This window comes from Campylobacter sp. BCW_4321 (genome assembly GCF_001763075.1).
GTDB lineage: Bacteria > Campylobacterota > Campylobacteria > Campylobacterales > Campylobacteraceae > Campylobacter_D > Campylobacter_D jejuni.
The window spans coordinates 1-24,904 of record NZ_MJYA01000026.1; the positions used below are offsets into that span (position 1 = coordinate 1).

The window sequence follows — 24,904 nt, forward strand, 5'->3', positions numbered from 1 at the left end:
GGGGGGGGTACATAACATTATTTAAAAAACTTTATAAAATTAAAAAACAACACAAAAAAGAACAAAAAATTTATCAACAAAGCATACAAGTTTTTCCTCAACTCAAATATCCAAGTTTAGAAACATGCAGTGATTATGAGCAAGCTTTAAGATATAAATTTCATTTATCCTATATGCTAGGTGAAGTTTTAATCAAGGCTGATAAAACCTGGTATAAAGGAAGTGGATTTAAACTAAAAAATGATATTGAAAAAGCTAAAAAAGAATTCCAAATTTTTAGAGAAATTTTTAAAGAATTCGATCAGATTAGCTCTAGCATCCTTGAAGGATTGATAGATAATAAACAATTATTTTTAAAAAAATTTCTAAGAATAAAAAATATATTAAAAATTCATCAAGACTATAAAACAATATTAGATAATATCTTTCACAATTTTAATTATTTTATACAAAATTTTGATCTTATAGAAGAATGGTTGTTATCAGATGATTTTAATGAAAGATATAAAAAAGGAAATCATCCTTACCCTTCTTTACTTGATCCTAAGAAACTAAATGATGAAAATGAAAAAATCAATTATCATAACATACCTGCTGAACTTGCATGGGATATGAATTTACCCTTACCTGATGGGTATAAGTTTGTGTTTATAAGATTTAGTTTATCTGGTGGTGCAGCAATGTTTTCTTTTTTTGATAAATGTAAAGTTGATACATGCGTGTCGAGTGTAAAATTAAATTTTATTAAAAATTTAACATATAAAGATATATATAATAAATTCAAATGCATTAAAGACGATTATTGTATCAGTATTTTTGATGATATAGCATGTAAAACCATTGAAAGATCTAAATTATTATATTTTATAAAGAATGATAAAAAAATTTTAATACTTGTTAGAGACCCTATAGAAAGATTAAAACACGCTATTAATCATGGAGATTATAAATATGACCACCAAAGATTTAATGAAAATATAGATACTAGAAAATCTATAGAAGATGAAATAAATAGATCGTTTTATTTTTTTGATGATAAAAATTGTAATTTTTATGATTTTGTAAAAGGTTGTATAACTTGGCCTACATATAATTATAAAAAAATAATAAACCCTATTTTAAATACGAATGAAATTTTATACTTAGATATGAAAGATATTATGCCAGATAAAGCGTTTGACACAATGTTAGAATTGTCTAAAATTTTAAATTTTAATCCTCCAAAGTTAAAAGATAAAGATTTTTTTCAAGGAATAAAAAATAGTGATTATAGGTTTCATATACCTGTTTCATTATGTTTTTATAAAAATAATCATATTTTCTTTAAAATATATGTATGTTTAAAAAGTAATGATAGTAAAAGTTTAATAAATATTAATAAAGAATTAATAAAAGTTAATCATATATTGTTAAGAGATCTTTCTTTTTTAATAAATCAAGAAGATATTCATAAAATAGATAAATATTATAAACACATAATTACGCAATATCAGATAAATTTTTTAAATATTTTAGAAAAAAGAATAAAATATATTCAAAAAAATAAAATAACAGCCGAACAAGTTTTAGTTTATCTTCATAAAAATAGTGAATTAAAAAAAATATTAAAACAAATTTTAGATGAAGAATTAATTCATATTAAGCAACATTGTCCAGATATAATAGCTTCTTGGAAGTATTATCAAGAATTTGAAAAAATGTGTAAGGAGTTAGATGGTAATATTTAAGAGATTTGTAAATTAATAAAAAAAAAGATATAATTATGTTTTAATTTAGAGAAAGGAATCAATATGAAACAAGGGGATTTTACAGATGTTGCAAAGCATTATCATAATAGACCTGCTTATAGTCCGTTTTTGCTTGAAAAACTTGTAGCTTGTATCAATGATAAAAATAAAAATTTAAGAGATTTGAATATTGTTGAAGTAGGAGCTGGAACCGGAAAACTTACTAAGATGCTGGGAGAAATGTTTGGATGCCAAATTAGTGCTGTGGAGCCAAATGATAATATGCGTAAAGAAGGGCAAAAATTTACACAAAATTTATCAAATATTTCTTGGCACAAAGGAAGTGGTGAAGAAACCTGCATGAGCAATAATCAAGCTGATTGGGTCATCATGGCTAGTTCTTTTCATTGGACAGATCCTAAAAAATCTCTCCCAGAATTTAATCGTATATTGACAGGGGGGGGGTATTTCACTGCGATTTGGAATCCTCGCCACATTGTAGAGGGTTCGGTTTTTGATGAGATCGAAAAGGAGATTAAACATATTGTTCCAGAGCTTGCTCGTGTAAGCAGTGGGGTACAAAATGTTAAAAAATGGGAAGAAATCTTGGTAAGTACTGGAGATTTCAAAGACTGCTTTTTTATGGAGTGTGACTACAAAGAGTTTTGGGATAAAGAGCGTTATCTTGGAGCTTGGCATTCTGTAAATGATATACAAGCACAAGCAGGTGAAAAAAGATGGAAGGAAATTTTAGAGATGATAGAAGCTAAAATTTCTCATATGCAAAGTATAGAAATTTTTTATAAAATAAGAGCGTGGACAGTTGTAAAAAATAATAAAAAATCTTAAACAAGGAAGATGTTATGATAAAAAATGAAAAACTAGTAGAACAAGTGTGGGATTATACCAAGCATGCTAAATTTTATAGCTATAGACCAAATTATGCTCCAAAAACTATAGATATGCTTATTAGTTTAGTTGGAAAAAAAGATATTAAAGTCGCTGATATCGGTGCAGGAACAGGAAATTTAAGCATTATGCTTTTAGAAAGAGGATGTAAGGTAGTATCTGTAGAACCAAATGATGCGATGCGTGAGATCGGGATAGAAAGAACTAAGGATCAAAAGATTGATTGGGTTAGGGCAACAGGCTTAAACTCAACACTCCAAAATAGTGAATTTGATTGGGTGACTTTTGGTAGTAGTTTTAATGTAATGGATAGAAATGAAGCCTTAGAAGAAGCGCATCGCTTATTAAAATCAGAGGGATATTTTTCTTGTATGTGGAATCACAGGGATTTAAACGATCCTGTGCAAAAAATAGCTGAAGATACTATTGTAGAATTTGTACCAAATTATACAAGGGGAACAAGAAGAGAAGATCAAAGACCAATTATAGAGAGTCGAAAGGATCTTTTTGATAATATTGTTTATATTGAAGAGGATTTTTATTTTCATCAAAGTATTGAAAATTATATTAATGCATGGAAAAGTGTTAAAAATCCTTACTGGGATTTGGAGACTGATGAAGGAAATGAACTTTTTAATAAAATTAGTGATAAAATTTCACAAAGACTTCCTAAGGAATTTAGCATAAAATATACCACTCGTTGTTGGAGTGCTAAAAAAATATAAAACTAAGGAAAAAACATGGCGGAGTTAAATTTTAAAACCAAAGCACAAAATTTAAAAAATTTACAAACAAAATTAAAAAAAGCAAAAGTTCTACCTTTGGTTTTAACTTCGCTTGAAGAATTAATATCAAATGAAGATAAAGTTTTACAGGACATTCAAACTTTAAAGGCTAATAGACTCATTATAAGAAGTTCTTCTTTAAGTGAAGATAGTATGAAAAACTCCAATGCAGGTGCTTTTCTTTCTTTGGCAAATATTAAAGCTGATTCTAAAGATGAGTTATTAAAAGCTTTATATGAAGTTGCCAATTCTATGCCATCAAAAAGTGATGAAATTTTAGTTCAACCTATGCTTGAAAACATTACTCTTTGTGGAGTTGGTTTTAGTGTTGATAAGGATAATTTTTCCCCTTATTTTTGTCTTCAATATGATGAAAATGGTTCAAATAGCTCTATTACAGATGGAAGTAGTAAGAGTGCAAAAACTTACTATCATTACAGAGATTATTTAGAATTTAAAGATATTAGACTTCAAAAAATTATAGAACTTATAAAAGAATTAGAAGTTTTATATGACTGTTGTTTTTTAGATGTTGAATTTGCATTTGCTGTTCAAGATGATAAGGAAGAACTTTTTTGCTTACAAGTGCGTCCTTTGGTTATGCATGAAAAAAATAATTTATTTCATTCTTTACCAAAAGAAGCTTTATATAGATTTTATAAACGTTTTGAGTCTTTAAAAGAATCAAGATCTAGAGTTTTAGGAGATAAAGCCATTTTTGGGGTAATGCCTGATTGGAATCCAGCTGAAATCATAGGGTTAAGGCCTAAGCGTTTAGCTTTTAGTTTATATAAAGAAATCATTACGGATAATATCTGGGCGTATCAAAGAGATAATTATGGTTATAGAGATCTAAGATCCCATCCTTTAATCCATTCTTTTTTAGGCATTCCTTATGTAGATGTAAGATTGTCTTTTAATTCTTTTATACCAAAAAAGTTAGATGAAAATATCGCGCAAAAACTTGTCAATTTTTACTTAGATAAGCTTAATAAAAATCATGAATTGCACGACAAGATTGAATTTAATATTGTTTATTCTTGTTATGACTTTAATAGTTCCAAAAAATTAGAAGAACTTTTAAATCATGGTTTTAATGAAAATGAAATCAAAAGATTAGAATTTTCGTTATTAGAACTTACAAATAAGATTATTAATCCTAGATCAGGGCTTTATTTAAAAGACATACAAAAAGCTTATAAGCTAAAAGAAAGATATGATAGCATTATTAATTCTAATTTTTCTTTAATTGATAAAATTTATTGGCTTATTGAAGAATGCAAGCGTTATGGAACCTTGCCTTTTGCGGGAGTGGCTAGGGCTGCATTTGTAGCAATGCAACTTTTAAATTCTTTAGTTGAGATTGATTTTATAACTAAAGAGGAAAAAGATGATTTTTTAAATTCACTCAATACAGTGAGTAAAAATTTAAGCAAACAAACAAACCATCTTAATTTTCACAACAAAGATCAATTTTTGAAAGATTTTGGACACTTAAGAGCAGGAACTTATAATATTTTATCTCCAAGATATGATGAAGATTTTGAACTTTATTTTGATGTGGATCAAAAAGATAGTAAAGTTTATTTACAAGATAAAGCTTTTGTTTTTTCAGAAGAAAAGACAAAAGCTTTAAATGCTTTACTTAGAGAACATGGGCTAGAGATTAATGCTTGTGAATTTTTTGATTTTTTAAAGCAGGCTATCGAGGGTAGAGAGCTCGTTAAATTTGAATTCACTAGATTGCTTTCTAAGGCTATAGTTTATATAGAAGAATTAGGCAAATATTATGGTATTGAAAAAGAAGATTTGGCTCATCTTGATATAAAAAGCATTTTAAATCTTTATTCTAGTCTTTATTCTATAAATCCAAAAGAGCAGTTCATGGAAGAAATTAATCGTAATAAAAAAGAATATGAACTTACACAAGCTATAAAACTTCCTTCTTTGCTTTGCAATGCTGATGAAATTTTTTCTTTTTATAATCATAGTATTATTCCAAATTTCATCACACAAAAGAGCATCACTGCATTTACGGCGAAAGAAAATGATAAAGATTTAGAAGGAAAGATTGTTTTAATTTATGCAGCAGATCCTGGGTATGATTATTTATTTACAAAAAATATAGCAGGACTTGTTACATGTTATGGGGGTGCTAATTCACATATGGCTATCCGTGCTTCAGAACTTGGAATGCCTGCTGTTATAGGAGTTGGAGAAGAAAATTTTGAAAAATATTTAAAAGCTAAAAAAATCAATATAGAATGTGAAAGTGAGCAAATATTTTGTTTATAGGTATTACTCAAAGACTTATTTGCAATGAAAATTATTATGAAGAAAGAGAATGTTTGGCTTTGGATTGGGGAAAATTATTTAATAAAGATTTATTTAAAAATTTTACTCCTCTTCCTCTTAGCTATGAAATAGATTTTTCTCATTATAAACATCTAATAAAAGCTGTGATATTAAGCGGTGGTAATGATTTAAGTTTTTATAGTCCTAATGTTTTATCTAAAAAGAGAGATTTATACGAAAAGCAAGTTATAGAAATTTGTTTAAAAGAAAAAATACCACTTTTAGGAATTTGCAGAGGAGCTCAGATGATAGCTCATTATTTTAACAGCCATATAAGTCCTTGTGAAAATCATATAGGCAAACATGAAGTATTTTTCTCAAAAGAAAAATTTATAAGTAATTCTTTTCATAATTTTGCTATTGAAAAATTAGGTGAAGATCTTGTAGAACTTTGCTTAGCAAAAGATAATACTATAGAAGCTTTTAAACATAAGTATGAAAATATTTTTGGTATAATGTGGCATATTGAAAGAGAAAATGGGCTTAATAATATTCAAATTTTAAAAGAGTGGTTTAGTTTAATCAAGGAATAATATGAATGCAATTATCTTAGCAGCAGGTTTTGGATCAAGGCTGATGCCTTTAACAAAAGATCAACCAAAGTGTATGGTTGAGTATAAGAATAAAAAAATAATAGATTATGAAATCGAAGCTTTAAAATCAGCAGGTATAAATGAAATAGCTGTTGTGGGTGGATATTTAAACGATGTGCTAAAAAATTATCTTAATAAATATGATATTGAGCATTTTTTTATTAATTCAAAATATGATAAAACCAATATGGTTCATACTTTTTTTTGTGCTAAAAATTTTATGTTAAAATGCATCGAAGAAAAACAAGATTTGATTATTTCTTATGCAGATATCGTTTATTTTCAAGATTGCGTGCAAAAGCTTATAAATGCCAAAGAAGAATTTGCTATAGTAGTTGATAAGTCTTGGCGTAAGCTTTGGAGCAAACGCTTTGCAAATCCTTTAGAAGATGCTGAAACATTAAAGATGGCAAATGGTTATATTATAGAACTTGGAAAAAAAGCTAATGCCTATGATGAGATAGAAGCTCAATATATAGGACTTTTTAAATTTTCTTATCAATTTCTTTCCGAAGTTATTGCTTTTTATGAAATGCTTGACCGAGATATTTTATATGATAATAAAAATTTTGAAAATATGTATATGACAAGTTTTTTGCAGGCTTTAATTGAAAAATACAACAACGCAAAAGCAGTGAAAATTGATGGCAATTGGTGTGAAATTGATTTTATGAGTGATTTAGAGGTGCAAATTGAAAAATAATCCTTATATTATTTGGCTTACTGGTTTAGCTGGAAGCGGAAAAACAACTATAGGTCAAGCTTTGTATGAAAAATTAAAACTAAAATATAAAAACCTTATTTATCTCGATGGAGATGAGTTAAGAGAAATATTAGGACATTATGCATACGATAAACAAGGTCGCATAGATATGGCTTTGAAAAGAGCTAAATTTGCAAAATTTTTAAACGATCAAGGTATGATAGTTATTGTCACTACGATTTCAATGTTTAATGAGATTTATGATTACAATAGAAAGCAATTAAAAAATTATTATGAAATTTATATAGAATGCGATATGCATGAATTAATGCAAAGAGATCAAAAAGGACTTTATACTAAGGCTTTAAATAAAGAAATTGATAATGTAGTTGGTGTTGATATAGAATTTGATAAACCAGAAGCTGATTTAGTGATCAATAATTCTTGTCGAAATAATTTAGAAGAAAAAGTTGAATTTATAATAAAGAAATTGGCATTGTGAAGTATTACTCAATATCAAAAAAACTTATCGCTAATGCTAGGAATTTTTACAGTATTTTTTTATATAAGAGAAATTTAAAAATCAACAAAGATGATCTTTTCTTTGGCTGGGGACGCAAAAAATCAGGTTTAAAAGCTATGAATTTAGCAAAAAAACATAAGGCTAAATTCATACTTTTAGAAGATGGATTTATTCGCTCATTAAATTTAGGAGTTGAAAATAGCCCAAGTTTTTCTATAGTTAAAGATAATATAGGCGTTTATTATGATGCAACAGCACCTTCAAAGCTTGAAAATCTTTTAAATACTTATGAATTTAAAGATGAAGAAATCAAGCAAGCTAAAAAAGCTATAGAGCTTATCAAAAAATATAAAATTAGCAAGTACAATAACAATCTTGATATTCCAGATGATTATTTTCAAAAAGATGAAAAACGCGTTTTAATCATCACTCAAACAGCCAATGATGCCTCTCTTGAATTTGGTTTTGCTAAAGATTTTAAAACTGTCGATATGATAAAAGATGCCATAAAAGAAAATCCTGATTCTAAAATTTATATAAAAATCCATCCTGATGTTTTAAGCGGTAAAAAACAAAGTGATTTAGTTATAAATTTCTTGCCTAAAGAATGTATTTTAATCACTGAAAATTTTAATCCCATAGCCTTGCTTGAGTTTTTTGATAAGGTTTATACCAAAACTTCTGGTATGGGTTTTGAAGCTTTGATACAAGAATGTGAGTGTATTTGTTATGGCATGCCATTTTATGCAGGTTGGGGTCTAACAAAAGATAAATTAGAGTGTAAAAGAAGGATGCAAAAAAGAAGTTTAGAAGAAGTTTTCTATGCTGCTTATATACTTTATAGCGAGTATTTTAATTCTTATTTAAATCAAAAAAGTAATATTTTTGATACTATTCAAACTTTAGCAAAATATAAAGATATAGAAAAGGTAAATTCTAACAGGCTTTTTATGCTAGGCTTTACCTTATGGAAAAGGCATTTTATCAAGCCTTTTTTTAAGGCCAAAGATAATGAAATTATTTTTTTAAATTCTATTAAATCTTTAGTTAGATACAAGCTTAAAGAAGATGATAAATTTTTTATTTGGGGTAGAAGGATAGATTATAATATTCTTAAAAGCACTCTTATAAAAAAAGCGCAAGATGAGAATTTATCTCATTTTACTCCTAAAATTTCTTTAGTAGAAGATGGTTTTATTCGTTCGATTTCATTGGGTTCTGATCTTACGCGCCCTTTTTCTTTAATCGTTGATGATAAAGGACTTTACATTGATCCAAACAAACCAAGTAAACTAGAAGAGCTCTTGCAAAACGAAATCTTTGATGAAAATATGCTAAATAGGGCGAAAAATATTATAAAAACCTTACTTGAGAACCGCTTTTCAAAATATAATGGTTTAAAGCATGAAGACTTAAAAATCAATGCCAAAATAGGACAAAAGATTATTTTAATCCCCGCTCAAGTTGAAGATGATGCTTCGATGATTTTAGGAGGTTTTGGTTTATCTACTCTTGATTTGCTTAAGGAGGTGCGTGCTAAAAATCAAGATGCTTATATCATCTTTAAACCTCATCCCGATGTGTTAAGTGGCAACCGTGTGGGTTTAAAAGATGAAACACTCATCTTGAAATTTTGTGATGAGATTGTAAAAGATTGCAGTATTGATAGTGCTATAAAAATTGCCGATGAAATTCACACTATTACTTCTACAAGTGGTTTTGATGCTCTTTTAAGAGCTAAAAAAGTTTTTACTTATGGCATGCCTTTTTATGCGGGCTGGGGTTTAACAAAAGATAAACATAAATGCAAAAGAAGAACAAGAAAACTAAGCTTAGAAGAGCTTGTAGCAGGTGCTTTGATCACATATCCAAGATATATAAATCCTAAAACAAAAACTTTATGTGAAATTGAAGTTTGTTTAGATATAATGCTAAATTTACAAAAAGATTATTTTTCAAAAAAACATACAAAATTGGCAATAGATTTTAAAACTTTTATGCTTAGAAAAATAAGAAGATTTTATGAATTTTTAGCAAAGAAATGAGATTTAGCACTAAAATTAAAAAAGAATTTAGCGGTAAAAATGTTTTACTCTTGCAAGGACCTGTGGGAAATTTTTTTCATCATCTTGCAATGAAAATGAAAAAAAACCAAACCAAAGTTTTTAAACTCAATTTTAACGGCGGAGATTTTTTTTTCTATCCTAGTGGAACGAGGTGTAAGTGTGATGAAAAAGATCTTGAAAATTTCTATAGGGATTTTTTTCAAAGTAAAAAAATCGATACTATTTTAATGTATAATGATTGTCGCATTATACATGCTAAGGCTATTAAAGTGGCTAAAGAATTAGAAATTGAAGTATGGATTTTTGAAGAAGGGTATTTAAGGCCTTATTGTATTACTTTGGAAAAAGATGGAGTGAATGCAAATTCTTCTTTACCGCGTGATAAAAATTTTTATCTTTCTCAAAATATTTTTACCAAAGAAAGTATAAAAGAAATTCCAGGTGGATTTAAATTTATGGCTTTTGATGCTTTTTTGTATTGGTTGTTTGCTTTTATTTTGGCTCCATTTTTTAACAACAAACTTCATCATCGTACTTTATATCCTTTTGAATTTTTATTTTGGTTTAGATCTTTATATAGAAAATATCTTTATAAGATTACAGAAAAAAAACTAAATGAAAAGATTTATAATTTAGAAAAAAAGTACTTTTTGGCGATTTTACAAGTTTATAGCGATACGCAAATTAAATATCATTACAAAAAAAGCATAGAGCACTTTATAGAGCAAACCATACTTTCTTTTGCAAACCATGCAAGAGCTAAATCTTATCTAGTTTTTAAACACCATCCCATGGATAGGGGTTATAAGAATTATTCTAAACTCATAAATGATTTAAGTCAAAAATATCATGTAGAAGGAAGGGTTTTATATGTTCATGATACCCACTTGCCAGTTCTTTTAAGAAAGGCTTTAGGTTGTATTACTATAAATTCAACAGTAGGTCTTAGTGCTATTTTAGAAGGCTGCCCGACTAAGGTTTGTGGCAATGCTTTTTATGATTTTGAAGGCTTATCTTATCCAAAGAAGCTTCAATTTTTTTGGCGTGAAGCTCATGCTTATAAACCTAATCCTATTTTGGTATGTAATTTTAAGAAATACCTTTTACAAACCAATCAATTCAACGGCAATTTTTACAAAAATTTCTTTTTAGACAAATAAGACTAAAAAGCTTTGATTAAGAGAGCTTTTAAAGCAAAGTTGTTATAATTAAAAGTAAAAAGAAATATTGTATGAATAGGGAAGTATTTTATATAGCAGGATATGATCCTAAAAGTTATAGATTTTATTATGATTTATTTAAAAAAAACCTAAAAGATTATTCCCATGCTTTTAATATTAAAGCTGATTTAAGTAAAATTGAAAAAAAAGAGCAATTTCCTTTTTTTCAAATTTCTTGCGAAGGAGTACAAACTAAGTATCATTTTTTAACATGGAATGATATTGTTAAAAAAAATTGGTCAGAAAATTATAAAGATGCCTTAGCGGATTGTTATAGCTTTTTTAGAATTTATACCATTACAGGACTTTTTATCAAATTTGGCAAAGAGTCGATTTATCAACTTATCACAGGTTATTATCCTTTTTTTTATGTGTTATTTTCTTTACTATTTTCTTTGGTTTTGGCTTTTGGAAGTTTTGCTTTTTTTCAAAATTATATGCATTTTTCTTTAGCCATCATCATAGGATGTTTTTTAGGGTTTTTACTAAATCATTTTTTATTTAAATTAGGTAAGAAATTAGCTGTATTTTGGATAGCAAGAATTTGTGCTTTTTGTGCTACTTGGCAAGATAAAAAAATAGGCATTATGCAAGAAAGAATCAAGCTTTTTGCAAATGTTATAGTAGATAAGCTAAAACAAAACGAAAGCAAACAAGATTATGAGCTTATTTTGGTAGCACATAGTGTTGGAACTATAGTTTGTATAGAAGTTTTGGAGTATATTTTGAGACAAAATTTAGATTTATCTTTGCTTCGTAAATTAAAAATTCTTACTTTAGGAGAATGTATACCTTTAGTGAGTTATCAAAAAAAAGCAGATGAATTTAGAAAGAAGCTTGAATTTGTTTCAAGGTTTGATTTAAAATGGTATGATTACACATCGATTATTGATGGAGCATGTTTTCCTCAAGTGGATTTTTTCTGCACGAGTGGTGTAAATGCTAAATTTACACCCCCATTTTTAAGTACTAAATTTCACACTTTATATGAAAAACATGAGTATAAAAAAATAAAAAGAGATAAAAACAAAGCGCACTTTTTATATCTTTATAGTATTAGTGTTAAAGGTGATTATGATTTTTTTTCTTTCATCATAATGCCTAAATTTTTAGAAGAAAAGGTAAAAATATGAGTGAATGTCCCTTTTTTCCAAAACCTTATAAAAATAAAGCTTCTACACTTTTAACTTTTTTGTTAAAGCGTAGATCTTGGCTTGATGGGCTTTATGAGCGTAGTTATAAAATGCAAACAGGCTATGTGAAGATGCCAAATTTTGATCTTTATGTTATAAATGACACTAAAGAAGTTAAAAGAATGATGGTTGATGAGGTTAGAGAATTTCCTAAAAGTGCATTTTTGCATGAGCTTTTAAGTCCGCTTTTAGGGGAGAGCATTTTTACTACAAATGGTGAAGTTTGGAAAAAGCAAAGAGAGCTTTTGCGTCCAAGTTTTGAAATGACTCGTATCAATAAAGTGTTTAATCTTATGAGTGAAGCTGTGGCAGATATGATGGATCGTTTTAGCAAGTATCCAAATCATGCTGTTATCGAAGTAGATGAAGCTATGACTTTTATTACCGCTGATGTGATTTTTCGCACCATTATGTCTTCAAAACTCGATGAGGAAAAAGGTAAAAAAATCTTAAATGCCTTTGTGACTTTTCAAGAGCAAAGTGTGCATACAGCCATGCGTCGTATGTTTCGTTTTCCAAAATGGCTTTCTTATGTTTTAGGAGATCGTAAGCGTGCTAAGGCCGGAGATGTGATTAGGCAGGTTTTAAGTGACATCATAAAGCCAAGATATGATATGGCAGATAATGCAGAATTTGAAGATATTTTAGGATCTTTGCTTTTAGTAGTGGATGCGGATACAAATAAGCGTTTTTCTTTTGAGGAAATTTTAGATCAAGTGGCTATGCTTTTTTTAGCAGGACATGAAACCACAGCAAGTTCTTTGACATGGACGCTTTATTTGCTTAGTCTTTATCCTAAGGAGCAAGAAAAAGCTTATGAGGAGATTACTCAGGTTTTACAGGGTGGAGCCATTGAAATTTCGCATCTAAGACAGTTTAAATACTTAACAAATATTTTTAAAGAATCTTTAAGACTTTATCCTCCTGTTGGATTTTTTGCAAGAGAGGCAAAAAAAGATACCCAAGTTAGAGATAAGCTTATTAAAAAAGGTTCTGGGGTGGTGATTGCTCCTTGGCTGATACACAGACATGAAGAATTTTGGACAAATCCACATGGATTTAATCCTTCTCGTTTTGAAAGAGAATACAAAAAAGATGCTTATTTGCCTTTTGGTGTAGGGGAAAGAATTTGCATAGGACAAGGTTTTGCTATGCAAGAAGCGATTTTGATTTTGGCTAATATTTTAAAAACTTACAAACTAGAACTTGAAGAAGGTTTTGTACCTGATGTAGTAGGCCGTTTAACAGTGCGTTCGGCTAATGGTATGAGGATAAAATTTAGCAAAAGAGAGTTATGAAAAGAGTTAGAACTAAAATTCGTGCCAATTTTCGTCGTCGTGTAAAACGCACTTTAAAAGGAAGCTTAAAAGAAAAATTAGCAGGGACTATTCTGCTTTGTGCAATAGTACCTTTAGCAGTTTTAGGATATCTTTTTATCGTGATTATAGGAACTTTTTTTAATACCGCACGAGCAAGACAGGGTGTTAGAGCCTTAGATCATTTTGTAAATGCAAGCTTGTTTAATGGCTATGCTTGGGAGAGCGTTTCTTCTCATGCGTGGCGTGAAAGAAATCGTAAAAAATGGGCAAGGATTGTTATAAAAATCACAGATTTTTTTCAAAAAGATCATTGTAAAAGAGCAAATAAAAGAGAACAACCTGTGGTAGATTTCATACTTTCAAGAAATTTAGACAAGCAAACTATAGGAAAATAATCAAACTATAGCCACTATGGCTATAGCAAAACCATTATCATGAGAAATGCTTAGGGAAGTTTGAGTGATATTAAAATTTTTTGTAATTTTTTGAGAATATTTTAATTTAGGCGCGTTTTTTTCATCTTTTGATATTTCAATATCAAAAAAACTGCATAATTCACAAATTCCAATACCCAAAGCCTTGCTAGCAGCTTCTTTAGCAGCCCAAAGACCTGCTAGAGTTGCTGGATTTTTAATGAGTATTTGTTCTTTTGGGCTTAGAAATTTATCCAAAAAATTTTTGCCATGTCTAGAATGAATTTTTTCTATCCTAGAAATGGCGATGATATCACAGCCTACACGCATTAAGAAACTACAAAATCCGTAAAATAAACATTTTTAATAAAGCCATCGGTTAAAATTTCATTGATTTTTCCAACTAGCTCATCTTTTAAACGTTCTTTGCCTTTTTGTGTACTTACTTCTTCAAAAGTTTTAGCTGTTAATGTACGAATAATAATATCACGAATCACCGGGACTTTTTTATCAAGTTCAGGTTTTAAAAGTTCGCTATTTTGTTCTAGTTCTATAGTGCATTTTACATATCTTGAGCCGCTATCGCTAAGTAAATTTAGGGTAAAAGGATCAAGTGGGTACATAGGACCTATATTAGCAAAATCACTACCTCGCTGAGTAGGAGCTGAAACTTTAGGTTTATCAGCTTTTGCTTCTTCTTTTGGAGCTTCTTTGACTTCACTTTCATCACTTGAACTGCTTGAAATAAGCCAAGCAATCACTCCCATAATACTAAGAAGTAAAACAAAAAGTAAAATAACAATAATAATTACAAGTGAACCGCCTTTTTTCTTTTTCGTTTCTTCGTTTTCTAATTCTTCATCCATAAATTTTCCTTCATTTAGTGAAATTAATGTAAAATTGTAGCAAAAATTTCTTTTCTATCCAAATTTGCTTTAGAAAAACGATAAATTTAGGTCAAAGAAGAGATGAATTTAAAGGAAAAAAATGTTAGATGTGATTTTTAGAGAATATGATATAAGAGGGCTTTATGGCAAAGAACTGAATGAAAAAAGTGTTAAGGCTATAGGTTTTTGCTTGGGACAAACCATGCTAAATAAAGGCTGTAAAAATGTAAGTGTGGGCTATGATGCAAGATATAGTGCAAATGAACTTTTTAATTATCTAGTGAGTGGACTTAACAAAGCAGGGATAAAAATCTATGATATAGGGCTTGTGCCAACTCCATTGGGATATTTTAGTCTCTATGAGGGCTTGAAATTTGATGCAAATGTTATGATAACAGGCTCTCATAACCCAAAAGATTATAATGGTTTTAAAATCACTATCAATAAAGAAAGTTTTTTTGGCGTGGAATTAAAAGAGTTTTCAAAAGAAGTTTATAAGCATTTAGATGATGAGATTGAAGAAAATTTAGAAGTAGAAAAATACGATATTTTAAGCCTTTATGTGAAATTTATGTGCGAGCAATTTAGTTTTTTAAAGGATTTTAATTATAAATTTGGTGTTGATTGCACAAATGGTGCGGCTGGAGTGGTGATAAAGCCTTTAATCAAGGCTTTAAATTTAAAAGCTTATATAATGTTTGCAGAGCCTGATGGACAGTTTCCAAACCATGCTCCAGATCCTACAGAAGAAGAAAACTTAAGTGCGATTAGAGAGTTTTTAAATCAAAATCAAGATTATTCTTTAGCTTTTGCTTTTGATGGGGATGCTGATAGAATGGTTGCTTTGAGTAAAACTCATGTATTTTGTGGGGATGAGCTTTGTTATTTGTTTGCTAAAAATATTCCTAATCCACGCATTTTAGGTGAGGTAAAATGTTCTAAAAATCTTTTTGATGAAGTGGCTAAATTTGGAACTATTTTTATGGGAAAAACAGGACATTCTAATATCAAAAAAATAATGAAAGAAAAAGATATTGATTTAGCTGCTGAAGTGAGTGGACATATTTTCTTTAAACATAGATATTTTGGTTATGATGATGGAATTTACGCATTTTTAAGAGCCTTAGAACTTGTTTATAAAGGTTTTGATTTAGAAAGTATGATTAAAGCTTTACCAAAACTCTATACTACACCTGAAATTAAAATTCCTGTAAATGAAGAAGAAAAATTTAAACTTGTGGAAGAATTTCAAAAAGAGATTGAAAAAGGAGCTTTAAAAGGTGTTAAAAGTCTTTGTGAAATCGATGGAGCTAGGATAGATTTTGGCGATGGATGGGCTTTGCTTCGTGCATCTAACACCAGCCCTTATCTTATCACACGCTTTGAAGCAACTTCTTTAGAAAGAGCAAAAGAGCTTGAAAGTATGGTATTTACTTTATTTGATGATATAAAAGCTAGGCTTAAGAATTGATGAGATAATATTTTGCGATTTAAATTTATTTTAAAAAGGAATTAAAAATGAAAAAAATACTTGTTTTACTTTCGTTATGTGCCTTTGCTTTTGGTGCAAGTGAATGTGATAGAAAAATCGATCGTATCAATAAAGAAATCAGTTTTTCTAAAGCGCATAATGATACAGCTAGAACCTTAAGCTTAGAGCTTGCTTTAAAACAAGTACAAAATGATTGTACTAAAGATCCTATGTTTTATGATAAAAAGTTAGAAGCTAAAAAACTTAAAGAACAAGAAGTGGAAAAAATCGAAAAAGAACTTGATGCTTTAAAAAAACAAAAAGATTATATGAGTAAGGCTGAGTATAAAGCTAAAAAAGAAGCTTTAAAAGAACAAAAAGAGAAAATCAAAAAAGAAATTAAAGAATATATTGATAATCTCTAAAAATTAAAAGGCTAATTAAATTTAGTCTTTTTAAACCCTACCTTTTTTAAGATTTTCTAATAATTCTTCTATATTATAAATTCCTCTGTGTTCTGGTGTTAAAAGATGGATTAAAATATCACCAAGATCAATCACGCTCCATTCTTCACTACTATCTATGTTTAAAAATTCCTCACCTTTGGCTTTAAGTTGTGTTTTAAGCTCATCGATCAAAGATAGAGCGTGTCTTTCTCCTAAAGTAGCTGCGATAATGACATATTTTACAAAGTATTCTTGCTCGCTCATGTCAATGGTTTTGATATCTTCAGCTTTTTTTTCATCTAAAATTTTAACGATTAAATCTATTCTTTCTTGCATTATTTTCCTTTAATTTTTGAAATTGTATCAATTTTTTTGTAATTTTTCATAATATTTTTTTACTTCATCTTTAATTTCTTCACAAACTTCATTTGTATTTAAAGTATTGCGTATGAAAGAAGAAGCGATTTTTTTATCGGTTTTTAAATCTTTGAAATTCTTAGGAATTTCTATATCATTGCGATTAGCAATAACAAATTCTACCAAAGAATTAAGTTTTTCAAAATCATGCCAAAGATGAAGTTTTTCTAAATGATCAGCACCAATTAAAAGATAAAATTTACTAGGATTATAAAACTTATAAAGATACTTAACACTTTCTATGCTAGGAACAGGGCGTTTTTGCTTGGTTTCAAAATCACAAATTTCAACTTTTGGCAAATGCCCCCAAAGTTTTTTAACCCATAAGAATCTTTGCTTTTCATCAGCACTAAAACTTTGTTTAAAAGGATTGATATAAGTAGGCATAATAATAAGCTTATCAATATCTAATTTTTCCAAAGCCTCTAAAACAACGCTATTATGACCATTATGCGGCGGATCAAAACTGCCACCAAAAAGTGCTATCTTCATTAAAATTTTAACCTTTTTTTTGTAGAATATTAACATTATATTTTGCAAAAGGAAATTAAATGGCTGTAAAAGTTGCTATAAATGGTTTTGGACGCATAGGCAGATGTGTTGCAAGAATCATCTTAGAAAGAAATGATATTGAGCTTGTGGCGATAAATGATACTACGGATATTGAACTTACAAAATACCTTTTTAAATACGATACAGTACATGGTGAATTTAAAGGCAGTGTTGATAGTGAAGGCGATGATTTAGTGGTAAATGGTAAAAAAATCAAAGTATTTAAAAGTCGCAATGTAAAAGATCTTGACTTTGCAAAACACGGCGCACAAATTGTTTTAGAATGCACAGGGGCGCATTTAACTATGGCAAAATGTCAAGAATTTATAGATATGGGAGTGCAAAAAGTGATCATGAGTGCTCCTGCAAAAGATGATACACCTACTTATGTTTTAGGAGTAAATTCAGAACTTTACAAGGGTGAAAGCATTATTTCTAATGCAAGTTGTACAACAAATTGTTTAGGTCCTGTTTGTCGTGTTTTACAAGATAATTTTGGCATAGAAAAAGGACTTATGACAACAATACATGCTTATACAAATGGACAAAGTATTATTGATGCTAAAGCTAAAGATAAACGCCGTTCTCGTGCTGCAGCACAAAATATCATTCCAACTTCTACAGGTGCAGCAAAAGCTATGAAACTTGTTATGCCTGAACTTAATGGCAAGCTTCACGGACAAAGTATGCGTGTGCCAGTGATTGATGTATCAAGCGTGGATTTAACTGCACAACTAAGCCGTAAAGTTAGCAAAGATGAAATCAATGAAGCTTTTAGAAAAGCTGCAACTACAAATTTAAAAGGCATTTTAATGGTGGATGATGATGAAAGAGTTTCAAGCGATTTTATCACTTGTTCTTATGGAGCTATTGTGGCAAGCGATTTAACTCAAGTGATTGCGGATGATTTTATCAAGGTAATTGCTTGGTATGATAATGAATGGGGCTATTCAAGTCGTTTAGTAGATATGGCAGTATATATTGCAAATAAGGCTTAATCATGAGTGATATTATTTCTATAAAAGATATTGATTTAGCTAAGAAAAAAGTTTTTATAAGATGTGATTTTAATGTTCCTCAAGATGATTTTTTAAACATCACTGATGATAGACGCATAAGATCAGCTATTCCTACGATAAGATACTGTTTGGATAATGGTTGTAGTGTGATTTTAGCCTCTCATTTAGGGCGTCCAAAAGAAATTAGCTCTAAATATTCTTTAGAACCTGTGGCTAAGCGTCTTGCTAGACTTTTAGATAAAGAAATTATTATGGCAAAAGATGTTATCGGCGAAGATGCAAAAACCAAAGCTATGAATTTAAAAGCGGGTGAAATTTTACTTCTTGAAAATTTGCGTTTTGAAAAAGGCGAAACTAAAAATGATGAAAATTTAGCCAAAGAACTTGCTTCTATGGTTCAAGTTTATATCAATGATGCTTTTGGAGTATGCCATAGAGCACATTCTAGTGTGGAGGCTATTGCTAAATTTTTTGATGAAAAACACAAAGGTGCAGGATTTTTACTCCAAAAAGAAATTGATTTTGCAAGCAATCTTATCAAACATCCAGCACGTCCTTTTGTAGCTGTTGTTGGAGGTTCAAAGGTGAGTGGAAAACTTCAAGCATTGACAAATTTATTGCCAAAGGTAGATAAATTAATCATAGGTGGAGGTATGGCATTTACTTTTTTAAAAGCTTTAGGTTATGATATAGGAAATTCACTTTTAGAAGAAGAACTTTTAGAAGAAGCTAATAAAATTCTTACCAAGGGTAAAAATTTAGGAGTGAAAATTTATCTTCCAGTAGATGTTGTAGCCGCTCCTGCGTGCTCACAAGATACGCCGATGAAATTTGTTCCAGTACAAGAAATTCCAAATGGTTGGATGGGTTTAGATATAGGACCTGCAAGTGTGAGACTTTTTAAAGAGGTGATTTCTGATGCGCAAACGATTTGGTGGAATGGACCTATGGGTGTTTTTGAAATTGATAAATTTTCAAAAGGTAGCATTAAAATGAGTCATTATATCAGCGAAGGACATGCAACTTCTGTTGTTGGAGGCGGTGATACGGCTGATGTGGTTGCGCGCGCAGGTGATGCAGATGAAATGACTTTTATTTCTACTGGAGGTGGCGCTTCTCTTGAACTTATAGAAGGTAAAGAACTTCCAGGTGTAAAAGCTTTAAGATCTAAGGAAAATGAATGATCTTTGCTGCAAATTTAAAATGCAATCACACAAGAGCAAGCTTTAAAATTTATGCTGAAATTTTAAATAAAACTATGGGAGCAAAATGTGATGATATTATCGTTTTCCCACCTAGTGTAGCATTTTTAGAAAATGAAAATAACTTCATACAAGGAGCCCAAAATTTTTATCCTTGTGTTAATGGAGCTTTTACAGGCGAGCTTGGAAAAGAGCATTTGGACGAATTTGGGATCAAATGTGTTTTAATCGGGCATTCTGAAAGAAGAGCTTTAGGAGATGAAGAATTTATTAAGGCTAAATTTGATTTTGCTAAAGAGCATGGTTATAAAATTGTTTTTTGTATAGGTGAAAATTTAGATACAAAAAATTCAGGCAAGACTTTAGAGTTTTTAAAAAAACAACTTGAAATTATTGATTTAAATTATGAAAAACTCATTATTGCTTATGAGCCTATTTATTCTATAGGAACGGGAGTGAGTGCACAAAGTATAGATATCGCTAAAGTGCTTGAATTTTTAGCGAGTTTAACCAAGGCGCCTTTGCTTTATGGTGGAAGTGTGAATGAAAATAATATCAAAGAAATTTTAAGTGTAAAATATTGTGGCGGAGTTTTGATAGGCTCTGCAGCTTTAAAAGTAGAAAATTTTATAAAATTAATCAAAGGATAAAAGATGATTATGAAGGGTAAAAAAGGCCTTATTGTAGGGGTTGCGAATAATAAATCTATCGCTTATGGCATAGCAAAAGCATGTTTTGATCAAGGAGCCGAGCTTGCTTTTACTTTTTTAAATGATGCTTTAAAAAAACGCGTAGAACCTATAGCACAAGAGTTTAATTCTAATTTTGTTTATGAGCTTGATGTAAATAATAACGAGCATTTAGATTCTATCGCTGAAAAAATCAAAAAAGATTTAGGTGAGATTGATTTTGTAGTGCATGCGGTTGCTTTTGCTCCAAAAGAAGCTTTAGAAAATTCTTTTTTAGAAACTTCAAAAGAAGCTTTTGATATAGCTATGCAAACTTCTGTGTATTCTTTACTTTCTTTAACACGTGCGCTTTTACCTATTTTAAAAGATAAGGGTTCGATTTTGACTTTAAGTTATCTTGGTGGGGTTAAATATGTACCTCATTATAATGTTATGGGTGTAGCAAAAGCTGCACTTGAAAGTTCTGTGCGTTATCTAGCAAGAGATTTAGGGGTAAAAGGAATCCGTGTTAATGCTATTTCAGCAGGTCCTATTAAAACTTTAGCAGCAAGTGGAATAGGAGATTTTAGAATGATTTTAAAATACAATGAAATTAATTCTCCTTTAAAACGCAATGTTAGTATAGAAGATGTAGGAAATTCGGCTATGTATTTACTTAGCGATTTAGCAAATGGTGTTACAGGTGAAATACATTATGTTGATGCAGGATATAACATCATGGGTATGGGTGATGTTGAGAAAAATGAAGAAGGGCAAACTGTTCTTTGTTGGGATAATCAAAAAGGATAAAAAATGGCAAAGCTTAGCAATGAAGAATTAAAAAATATACTTGAAAATCGCATTAAAAAACTTGAGAATTCTACTTTAAAAGAGGATAAGGTTATCAATGAAGAAAGTGTAAAAATTCTTGCTAGGCATTTATCTTTAGGCAATGAAATTCCAGCTCTTGCTCAAAGATTTTTTCAAATCGCACCTAAAACAAAGTTAGTATGGCTTCATCTTTGTGAATGTACAGGGTGTAGTGAGAGTTTGTTGCGTTCTGAGTTGCCAAGTTTTGATGAGCTTATTTTTGATTTTTTTTCTTTAGAATATCATGAAACTTTAATGGCAGCAAATGGCACTAAGGCTGAAGAGCTTTTAGAGCATGTTTTAGAAGAAGATTTTATTTTAGCGGTTGAAGGTGGTGTTGCAGCCATTGATACCTTTTTTCTTACTATAGGAGCGCAAGGAGAGAGTGGCTATGAAATTTTAGAAAAACTAGCCGCTAAAGCCAAGGCTATCTTTGCAGTGGGTACTTGTTCAAGTTATGGTGGTATTCAGGCTGCCTATCCAAATCCTAGTAAAACTTGTGGTATTAGCGAAGTTTTAAGTCAGAAAGTAGTAAATATTCCGGGTTGTCCTCCAAGTGATATAAATATCATTGCGACTTTAAGTTTTTTTGCTTTATTTGGAGTTTTGCCGGAACTTGATGAGCAAAATCGTCCTGTGTGGGCTTATGGTAAATGTTTGCATGATATGTGTGAAAGAAAGGCGAAATTTGAAAGTGGGATTTTTGCTGAACATTTTGACGATGAAGCTGCAAAGAATGGAGCTTGTTTATTTAAGATAGGTTGTAAAGGACCTTATACTTACAACAACTGTCCTAAAGTGAAATTTAATGCTAAAACTTCTTGGCCAGTGGCTGCAGGACATGGTTGTATAGCCTGTAGTGAGAAAAATTTTTGGGATGAGTTTGGGAATTATGAAAAGCCTATGGCAAATATTTTTTCTTACGCTAAACTTTGCAATGAAGAGTTAAAACAAGAATTTTTTCTAGAAGTGCAAATTAAAATTTTAGAACAAATAGATTTTGAATTTGAAAGCAATATAAAACTTATTTTACAAAATATAGCTAAAAATAAATTAGGTGCTTTGCTTGTAGAAAATTATAAAAAATCTTTTGAGAAAAACTATGCTTTTATAGAACAAAATTTTGATGAAAATCCTATGTCTTCAAAAGATTTTTGGAAATATCTTGAGATGAGTTTTATTTTGGTTAAAGGCGCATTTTTAAAAGATAAGAATGATTTTTTAATTGCGGCAAAAAATTATGCTTTTAAACATGCAAGTCCTTATGATTTTAAGTTAAATATAAACGCTGAAAAACCAAAGCTTGATGTGAGTAAATCTTTTCGTATGACTTTAATCTATCTTTGCGGTGGGCTTGATTTTGAAGGTATTGCTTATAGTATTTTAAAAGCTTTTGAAGATAATATTACTAAAATTTCATCATTAAAAGCAAGTTAATTTAATAAAATTTTAGCAATATGAAGCCCTATAAAAGCTACTATATAAGCACTTGTGCAGGTAAAAAGAAAGAGAAAGAGAGTGTATTTTAGCTTTCCACTTTCTTTTGAAAAAACTATAGTTGCTGCAAAGCAGGGATTATAAATCATTACAAATAAAATAAAAGCCACTGCACTTGGTATAGGTATGTTTTTAGCGATAATTCCTTTTAAATCATTATTTGTTTCATCTACATCTTTTCCTAGTGAATAAAGCACGCCCATAGTTGAGATCATCACTTCTTTAGCAGCCAAACCACTGATTAAAGATACGCTTAATTTCCAATCTAACTCAAGGGGTTTAAAAATAGGTTCTATGCCTTTGCCAAATTGTCCTAAATAACTTTGTTCTATAGCTCTTTCTTGAGCATTAAAATCATTTAAATTTTCTTCACTTTTTGGAAAATTGCTAGCAAACCATATGAGCAAAGAGGCCAAAAGTATGAAAGTTCCTGCTTTTTTAAGATACATTTTGGCTTTATTATAAACCATAAACCAAACTAAATGCCAATTTGGCATACGATATTTTGGCATTTCCATAACAAAAGGTTCATCAAGTCCACGAAATGCTGTCATTCTTAAAAATTTTGCAGCACAAAGTCCTAAAATCGCACCTAAAATATAAATTCCAAAAAGATAATTTCCTGCTTTTTCACTTGGAAAAAAAGCACCGATAAAAAGCACATATACAGGAAGTCTTGCCCCGCAACTCATAAAATTGATCACAAAAAGAGTTAAAAGCCTATCTCTTTTGTTCTTAAGAGTGCGTGTAGCCATAAAAGCAGGTACCGAACAACCAAAGCCAGTGATTAGTGGAATAAAACTTTTACCATGCAAACCAAATTTATGTAAAATCCCATCAAGTAAAAAAGCTACTCTTGACATATAGCCTGTGGTTTCTAAAAGAGCTATGCCTAAAAATAAAATCATTATATTAGGTAAAAAAAGTATCACAGCACCAACACCTGCGATAATCCCATCAGCCAAAGCTGAAGCGATAAAGGTATTAGAAATATTGTTTTTAACAAATTCACCTAAGGCATTAAAGCCTGATTCTATATAATCCATAGGAATTTGTCCTAAGCTAAAGGTGAGTTGAAATAAAAGCCACATTAAAAATAAAAATATAGGTAAGCCAAAGAATTTATGGATAAGTAAGGCATCGATTTTTTTGGTTAAATTTCTTTCTTCTTTTTTGTGTGTAATAATTTTTTTTGAAAGTTCATTAATAAAATATAATAAATCTTCTTTTTCTGGACTTTTTTCGCAAAGCGGAGTGTAAAATTGAGATCTTGGAATAAATTTACTTTCAAATAAAATAATAATTTTTTGCAGCAAAAGTTCTAAATTTTCTTTTGTTTTTGCTGAAATTTCAACAACTTGACTTTGAAATTCTTGGCTTAAAACAAAAGTGTCAAGCTCTATACCTTCTTTTTTGGCTTCATCGCACATATTTAAAGCTAAAAGCATTTTTTTATTAAGGCTTAAAAGTTCTGCACTAAGGATAAGATTACGTTCTAAATTGGTGGCATCTAAAACATTAACAATAACATCATAGTCATTTTGATTTAAAAAATGACGTGTGATTTTTTCTTCTTCGCTATATCCATCCAAAGAATAAGTTCCTGGCAAATCAATGACTTCAAATTCATAGTTTTTGTAAAAAGTTTTTGCACTTGCTTTTTCTATAGTAACTCCGCTAAAATTTCCTACTTTCATATTGGCTTTGCAAAGCGCATTAATAAGAAGACTTTTGCCTACATTAGGCTGACCTACAAGGGCTATCTTGATTTTTTTCATATAAGATTCACTTCTATGGTTTTAGCTTCATCAGATCTTAGGATAACACAACTTGTATCAAGTTCTACCATTATGGTGGCATTTTTTAAAGAGGAGTGAATTTTTTTCAAGTTTTTATTTTTAATAAATCCAAAGCTTAAAAGTCTATTTTTGAGTTCTTTGTGAGCGTTTAAATTGACAATAATAGCCTTTTGTCCATCTTTTAACTCGTTTAAAGTCATTGTAATTCCTAAATTAATAATAAATATTATAATAAAAAAGTGTAATGAAATTATCCTTCTTGTAAAAAGA

24 protein-coding genes and 1 pseudogene are annotated in these 24,904 nt (G+C 29.7%); 19 read left to right on the forward strand and 6 right to left on the reverse strand.

Annotation, left to right across the window (positions count from 1 at the left end):
• From AJN58_RS04435 to AJN58_RS04490, 12 genes are all read left to right on the forward strand, one after another.
• Positions 1-1,727: DUF2972 domain-containing protein (locus tag AJN58_RS04435; RefSeq protein ID WP_070292030.1), on the forward strand; the 1,727-nt coding region annotated here is incomplete at its 5' end.
• Positions 1,728-1,790: 63 nt separating this feature from the next.
• Positions 1,791-2,576: a class I SAM-dependent methyltransferase gene (locus AJN58_RS04440; protein ID WP_044779512.1), complete on the forward strand. Its 786-nt coding sequence runs from the start codon at positions 1,791-1,793 to the stop codon at positions 2,574-2,576.
• Between the two features lie 14 nt (positions 2,577-2,590).
• Positions 2,591-3,361 (forward strand): class I SAM-dependent methyltransferase, encoded by a 771-nt coding sequence (locus AJN58_RS04445; protein WP_044779513.1) that lies wholly within the window; start codon positions 2,591-2,593, stop codon positions 3,359-3,361.
• A gap of 15 nt (positions 3,362-3,376) precedes the next feature.
• Positions 3,377-5,716: a PEP-utilizing enzyme gene (locus tag AJN58_RS04450; protein WP_070292032.1), complete on the forward strand. Its 2,340-nt coding sequence runs from the start codon at positions 3,377-3,379 to the stop codon at positions 5,714-5,716.
• Entirely contained in the window at positions 5,707-6,309 is a 603-nt protein-coding gene (locus AJN58_RS04455) for a gamma-glutamyl-CDP-amidate hydrolase (RefSeq protein WP_044779515.1), read from the forward strand. The genes AJN58_RS04450 and AJN58_RS04455 overlap by 10 nt, the downstream gene beginning before the upstream one ends.
• Before the next feature lies 1 nt (position 6,310).
• On the forward strand, positions 6,311-7,072 hold the full coding sequence (locus AJN58_RS04460; protein ID WP_044779516.1) for a CTP:phosphoglutamine cytidylyltransferase: 762 nt from the start codon (positions 6,311-6,313) through the stop codon (positions 7,070-7,072).
• Positions 7,062-7,574, forward strand: a complete 513-nt coding sequence (locus AJN58_RS04465; RefSeq protein ID WP_044779517.1) for a cytidine diphosphoramidate kinase — start codon at positions 7,062-7,064, stop codon at positions 7,572-7,574. Before AJN58_RS04460 ends, AJN58_RS04465 begins: the two co-directional genes overlap by 11 nt.
• Positions 7,571-9,640, forward strand: coding sequence for a capsular polysaccharide biosynthesis protein (locus tag AJN58_RS04470; protein WP_070292034.1), 2,070 nt, complete (start codon positions 7,571-7,573; stop codon positions 9,638-9,640). Before AJN58_RS04465 ends, AJN58_RS04470 begins: the two co-directional genes overlap by 4 nt.
• Positions 9,637-10,821: a capsule polysaccharide modification protein KpsS gene (gene kpsS / locus AJN58_RS04475; protein WP_044779519.1), complete on the forward strand. Its 1,185-nt coding sequence runs from the start codon at positions 9,637-9,639 to the stop codon at positions 10,819-10,821. Before AJN58_RS04470 ends, kpsS begins: the two co-directional genes overlap by 4 nt.
• Positions 10,822-10,892: 71 nt before the next feature.
• On the forward strand, positions 10,893-12,014 hold the full coding sequence (locus tag AJN58_RS04480) for a hypothetical protein (protein WP_044779520.1): 1,122 nt from the start codon (positions 10,893-10,895) through the stop codon (positions 12,012-12,014).
• Entirely contained in the window at positions 12,011-13,372 is a 1,362-nt protein-coding gene (locus AJN58_RS04485; protein WP_044779521.1) for a cytochrome P450, read from the forward strand. Before AJN58_RS04480 ends, AJN58_RS04485 begins: the two co-directional genes overlap by 4 nt.
• A complete protein-coding gene (locus tag AJN58_RS04490) occupies positions 13,369-13,788 on the forward strand; it encodes a hypothetical protein (RefSeq protein WP_002862076.1) in 420 nt (139 codons plus the stop codon). Before AJN58_RS04485 ends, AJN58_RS04490 begins: the two co-directional genes overlap by 4 nt.
• On the opposite strand, the gene acpS is transcribed toward AJN58_RS04490, so the two are convergent.
• Complete coding sequence (gene acpS / locus AJN58_RS04495) at positions 13,789-14,136, reverse strand: holo-ACP synthase (RefSeq protein ID WP_044779522.1); 348 nt, start codon at positions 14,134-14,136, stop codon at positions 13,789-13,791.
• The gene (gene fliL, locus AJN58_RS04500; RefSeq protein ID WP_002855429.1) at positions 14,136-14,672 is read right to left on the reverse strand and encodes a flagellar basal body-associated protein FliL; all 537 of its coding nucleotides are present in this window, start codon (positions 14,670-14,672) and stop codon (positions 14,136-14,138) included. Before fliL ends, acpS begins: the two co-directional genes overlap by 1 nt.
• 102 nt (positions 14,673-14,774) lie before the next feature.
• On the opposite strand from fliL, the pseudogene pgmL reads away from it, so the two are divergent.
• Together pgmL and AJN58_RS04510 are read left to right on the forward strand one after the other, a co-directional pair.
• Positions 14,775-16,164, forward strand: a pseudogene (gene pgmL, locus AJN58_RS04505) (phosphoglucosamine mutase PgmL).
• Positions 16,165-16,211: 47 nt separating this feature from the next.
• Positions 16,212-16,589, forward strand: a complete 378-nt coding sequence (locus AJN58_RS04510) for a DUF1090 domain-containing protein (RefSeq protein WP_070284087.1) — start codon at positions 16,212-16,214, stop codon at positions 16,587-16,589.
• Between the two features lie 30 nt (positions 16,590-16,619).
• Here the strand turns inward: AJN58_RS04510 and rsfS are convergent, their stop codons facing one another.
• Both rsfS and nadD read right to left on the reverse strand, forming a co-directional pair.
• Positions 16,620-16,946, reverse strand: a complete 327-nt coding sequence (gene rsfS / locus AJN58_RS10325; RefSeq protein ID WP_002855339.1) for a ribosome silencing factor — start codon at positions 16,944-16,946, stop codon at positions 16,620-16,622.
• Between the two features lie 27 nt (positions 16,947-16,973).
• Positions 16,974-17,519 carry a nicotinate (nicotinamide) nucleotide adenylyltransferase gene (nadD, locus tag AJN58_RS10330; protein ID WP_044779525.1) on the reverse strand — a complete coding sequence of 182 codons (546 nt, stop codon included), beginning with the start codon at positions 17,517-17,519 and terminating at the stop codon, positions 16,974-16,976.
• Positions 17,520-17,578: 59 nt separating this feature from the next.
• On the opposite strand from nadD, the gene gap reads away from it, so the two are divergent.
• From gap to AJN58_RS04545, 5 genes are read left to right on the forward strand one after another with little or no spacing between them, the layout of a single operon-like run.
• The gene (gap, locus tag AJN58_RS04525; protein ID WP_002868484.1) at positions 17,579-18,577 is read left to right on the forward strand and encodes a type I glyceraldehyde-3-phosphate dehydrogenase; all 999 of its coding nucleotides are present in this window, start codon (positions 17,579-17,581) and stop codon (positions 18,575-18,577) included.
• A 2-nt stretch (positions 18,578-18,579) separates the two neighbouring features.
• Complete coding sequence (locus tag AJN58_RS04530) at positions 18,580-19,782, forward strand: phosphoglycerate kinase (protein WP_044779526.1); 1,203 nt, start codon at positions 18,580-18,582, stop codon at positions 19,780-19,782.
• Positions 19,779-20,450: a triose-phosphate isomerase gene (locus tag AJN58_RS04535; protein WP_044779527.1), complete on the forward strand. Its 672-nt coding sequence runs from the start codon at positions 19,779-19,781 to the stop codon at positions 20,448-20,450. The genes AJN58_RS04530 and AJN58_RS04535 overlap by 4 nt, the downstream gene beginning before the upstream one ends.
• Before the next feature lie 3 nt (positions 20,451-20,453).
• Positions 20,454-21,278 (forward strand): enoyl-ACP reductase FabI, encoded by an 825-nt coding sequence (fabI, locus tag AJN58_RS04540; RefSeq protein ID WP_002870612.1) that lies wholly within the window; start codon positions 20,454-20,456, stop codon positions 21,276-21,278.
• 3 nt (positions 21,279-21,281) lie between these two features.
• Positions 21,282-22,775, forward strand: coding sequence for a hydrogenase small subunit (locus tag AJN58_RS04545; RefSeq protein WP_070210767.1), 1,494 nt, complete (start codon positions 21,282-21,284; stop codon positions 22,773-22,775).
• Here the strand turns inward: AJN58_RS04545 and feoB are convergent.
• Positions 22,772-24,613: a ferrous iron transport protein B gene (gene feoB / locus AJN58_RS04550; protein ID WP_044778873.1), complete on the reverse strand. Its 1,842-nt coding sequence runs from the start codon at positions 24,611-24,613 to the stop codon at positions 22,772-22,774. The two genes, AJN58_RS04545 and feoB, sit on opposite strands and share 4 nt — an antisense overlap.
• Entirely contained in the window at positions 24,610-24,834 is a 225-nt protein-coding gene (locus tag AJN58_RS04555; protein ID WP_002779147.1) for a ferrous iron transport protein A, read from the reverse strand. Before AJN58_RS04555 ends, feoB begins: the two co-directional genes overlap by 4 nt.
• Between the last annotated feature and the right edge of the window lie 70 nt (positions 24,835-24,904).

What these genes read in the sequence shown, in the direction of transcription:
- fabI (WP_002870612.1), top strand. Translation starts at nt 20,454, where the DNA reads ATGATTATGAAGGGTAAAAAAGGCCTTATTGTAGGGGTTGCGAATAAT.
- nadD (WP_044779525.1), bottom strand. Translation starts at nt 17,519, where the DNA reads ATGAAGATAGCACTTTTTGGTGGCAGTTTTGATCCGCCGCATAATGGT.
- rsfS (WP_002855339.1), bottom strand. Translation starts at nt 16,946, where the DNA reads ATGCAAGAAAGAATAGATTTAATCGTTAAAATTTTAGATGAAAAAAAA.
- AJN58_RS04485 (WP_044779521.1), top strand. Translation starts at nt 12,011, where the DNA reads ATGAGTGAATGTCCCTTTTTTCCAAAACCTTATAAAAATAAAGCTTCT.
- AJN58_RS04440 (WP_044779512.1), top strand. Translation starts at nt 1,791, where the DNA reads ATGAAACAAGGGGATTTTACAGATGTTGCAAAGCATTATCATAATAGA.
- fliL (WP_002855429.1), bottom strand. Translation starts at nt 14,672, where the DNA reads ATGGATGAAGAATTAGAAAACGAAGAAACGAAAAAGAAAAAAGGCGGT.
- feoB (WP_044778873.1), bottom strand. Translation starts at nt 24,613, where the DNA reads ATGAAAAAAATCAAGATAGCCCTTGTAGGTCAGCCTAATGTAGGCAAA.
- AJN58_RS04555 (WP_002779147.1), bottom strand. Translation starts at nt 24,834, where the DNA reads ATGACTTTAAACGAGTTAAAAGATGGACAAAAGGCTATTATTGTCAAT.
- AJN58_RS04480 (WP_044779520.1), top strand. Translation starts at nt 10,893, where the DNA reads ATGAATAGGGAAGTATTTTATATAGCAGGATATGATCCTAAAAGTTAT.
- AJN58_RS04490 (WP_002862076.1), top strand. Translation starts at nt 13,369, where the DNA reads ATGAAAAGAGTTAGAACTAAAATTCGTGCCAATTTTCGTCGTCGTGTA.
- kpsS (WP_044779519.1), top strand. Translation starts at nt 9,637, where the DNA reads ATGAGATTTAGCACTAAAATTAAAAAAGAATTTAGCGGTAAAAATGTT.
- AJN58_RS04535 (WP_044779527.1), top strand. Translation starts at nt 19,779, where the DNA reads ATGATCTTTGCTGCAAATTTAAAATGCAATCACACAAGAGCAAGCTTT.
- AJN58_RS04530 (WP_044779526.1), top strand. Translation starts at nt 18,580, where the DNA reads ATGAGTGATATTATTTCTATAAAAGATATTGATTTAGCTAAGAAAAAA.
- gap (WP_002868484.1), top strand. Translation starts at nt 17,579, where the DNA reads ATGGCTGTAAAAGTTGCTATAAATGGTTTTGGACGCATAGGCAGATGT.
- AJN58_RS04545 (WP_070210767.1), top strand. Translation starts at nt 21,282, where the DNA reads ATGGCAAAGCTTAGCAATGAAGAATTAAAAAATATACTTGAAAATCGC.
- AJN58_RS04450 (WP_070292032.1), top strand. Translation starts at nt 3,377, where the DNA reads ATGGCGGAGTTAAATTTTAAAACCAAAGCACAAAATTTAAAAAATTTA.
- AJN58_RS04510 (WP_070284087.1), top strand. Translation starts at nt 16,212, where the DNA reads ATGAAAAAAATACTTGTTTTACTTTCGTTATGTGCCTTTGCTTTTGGT.
- AJN58_RS04460 (WP_044779516.1), top strand. Translation starts at nt 6,311, where the DNA reads ATGAATGCAATTATCTTAGCAGCAGGTTTTGGATCAAGGCTGATGCCT.
- acpS (WP_044779522.1), bottom strand. Translation starts at nt 14,136, where the DNA reads ATGCGTGTAGGCTGTGATATCATCGCCATTTCTAGGATAGAAAAAATT.
- AJN58_RS04445 (WP_044779513.1), top strand. Translation starts at nt 2,591, where the DNA reads ATGATAAAAAATGAAAAACTAGTAGAACAAGTGTGGGATTATACCAAG.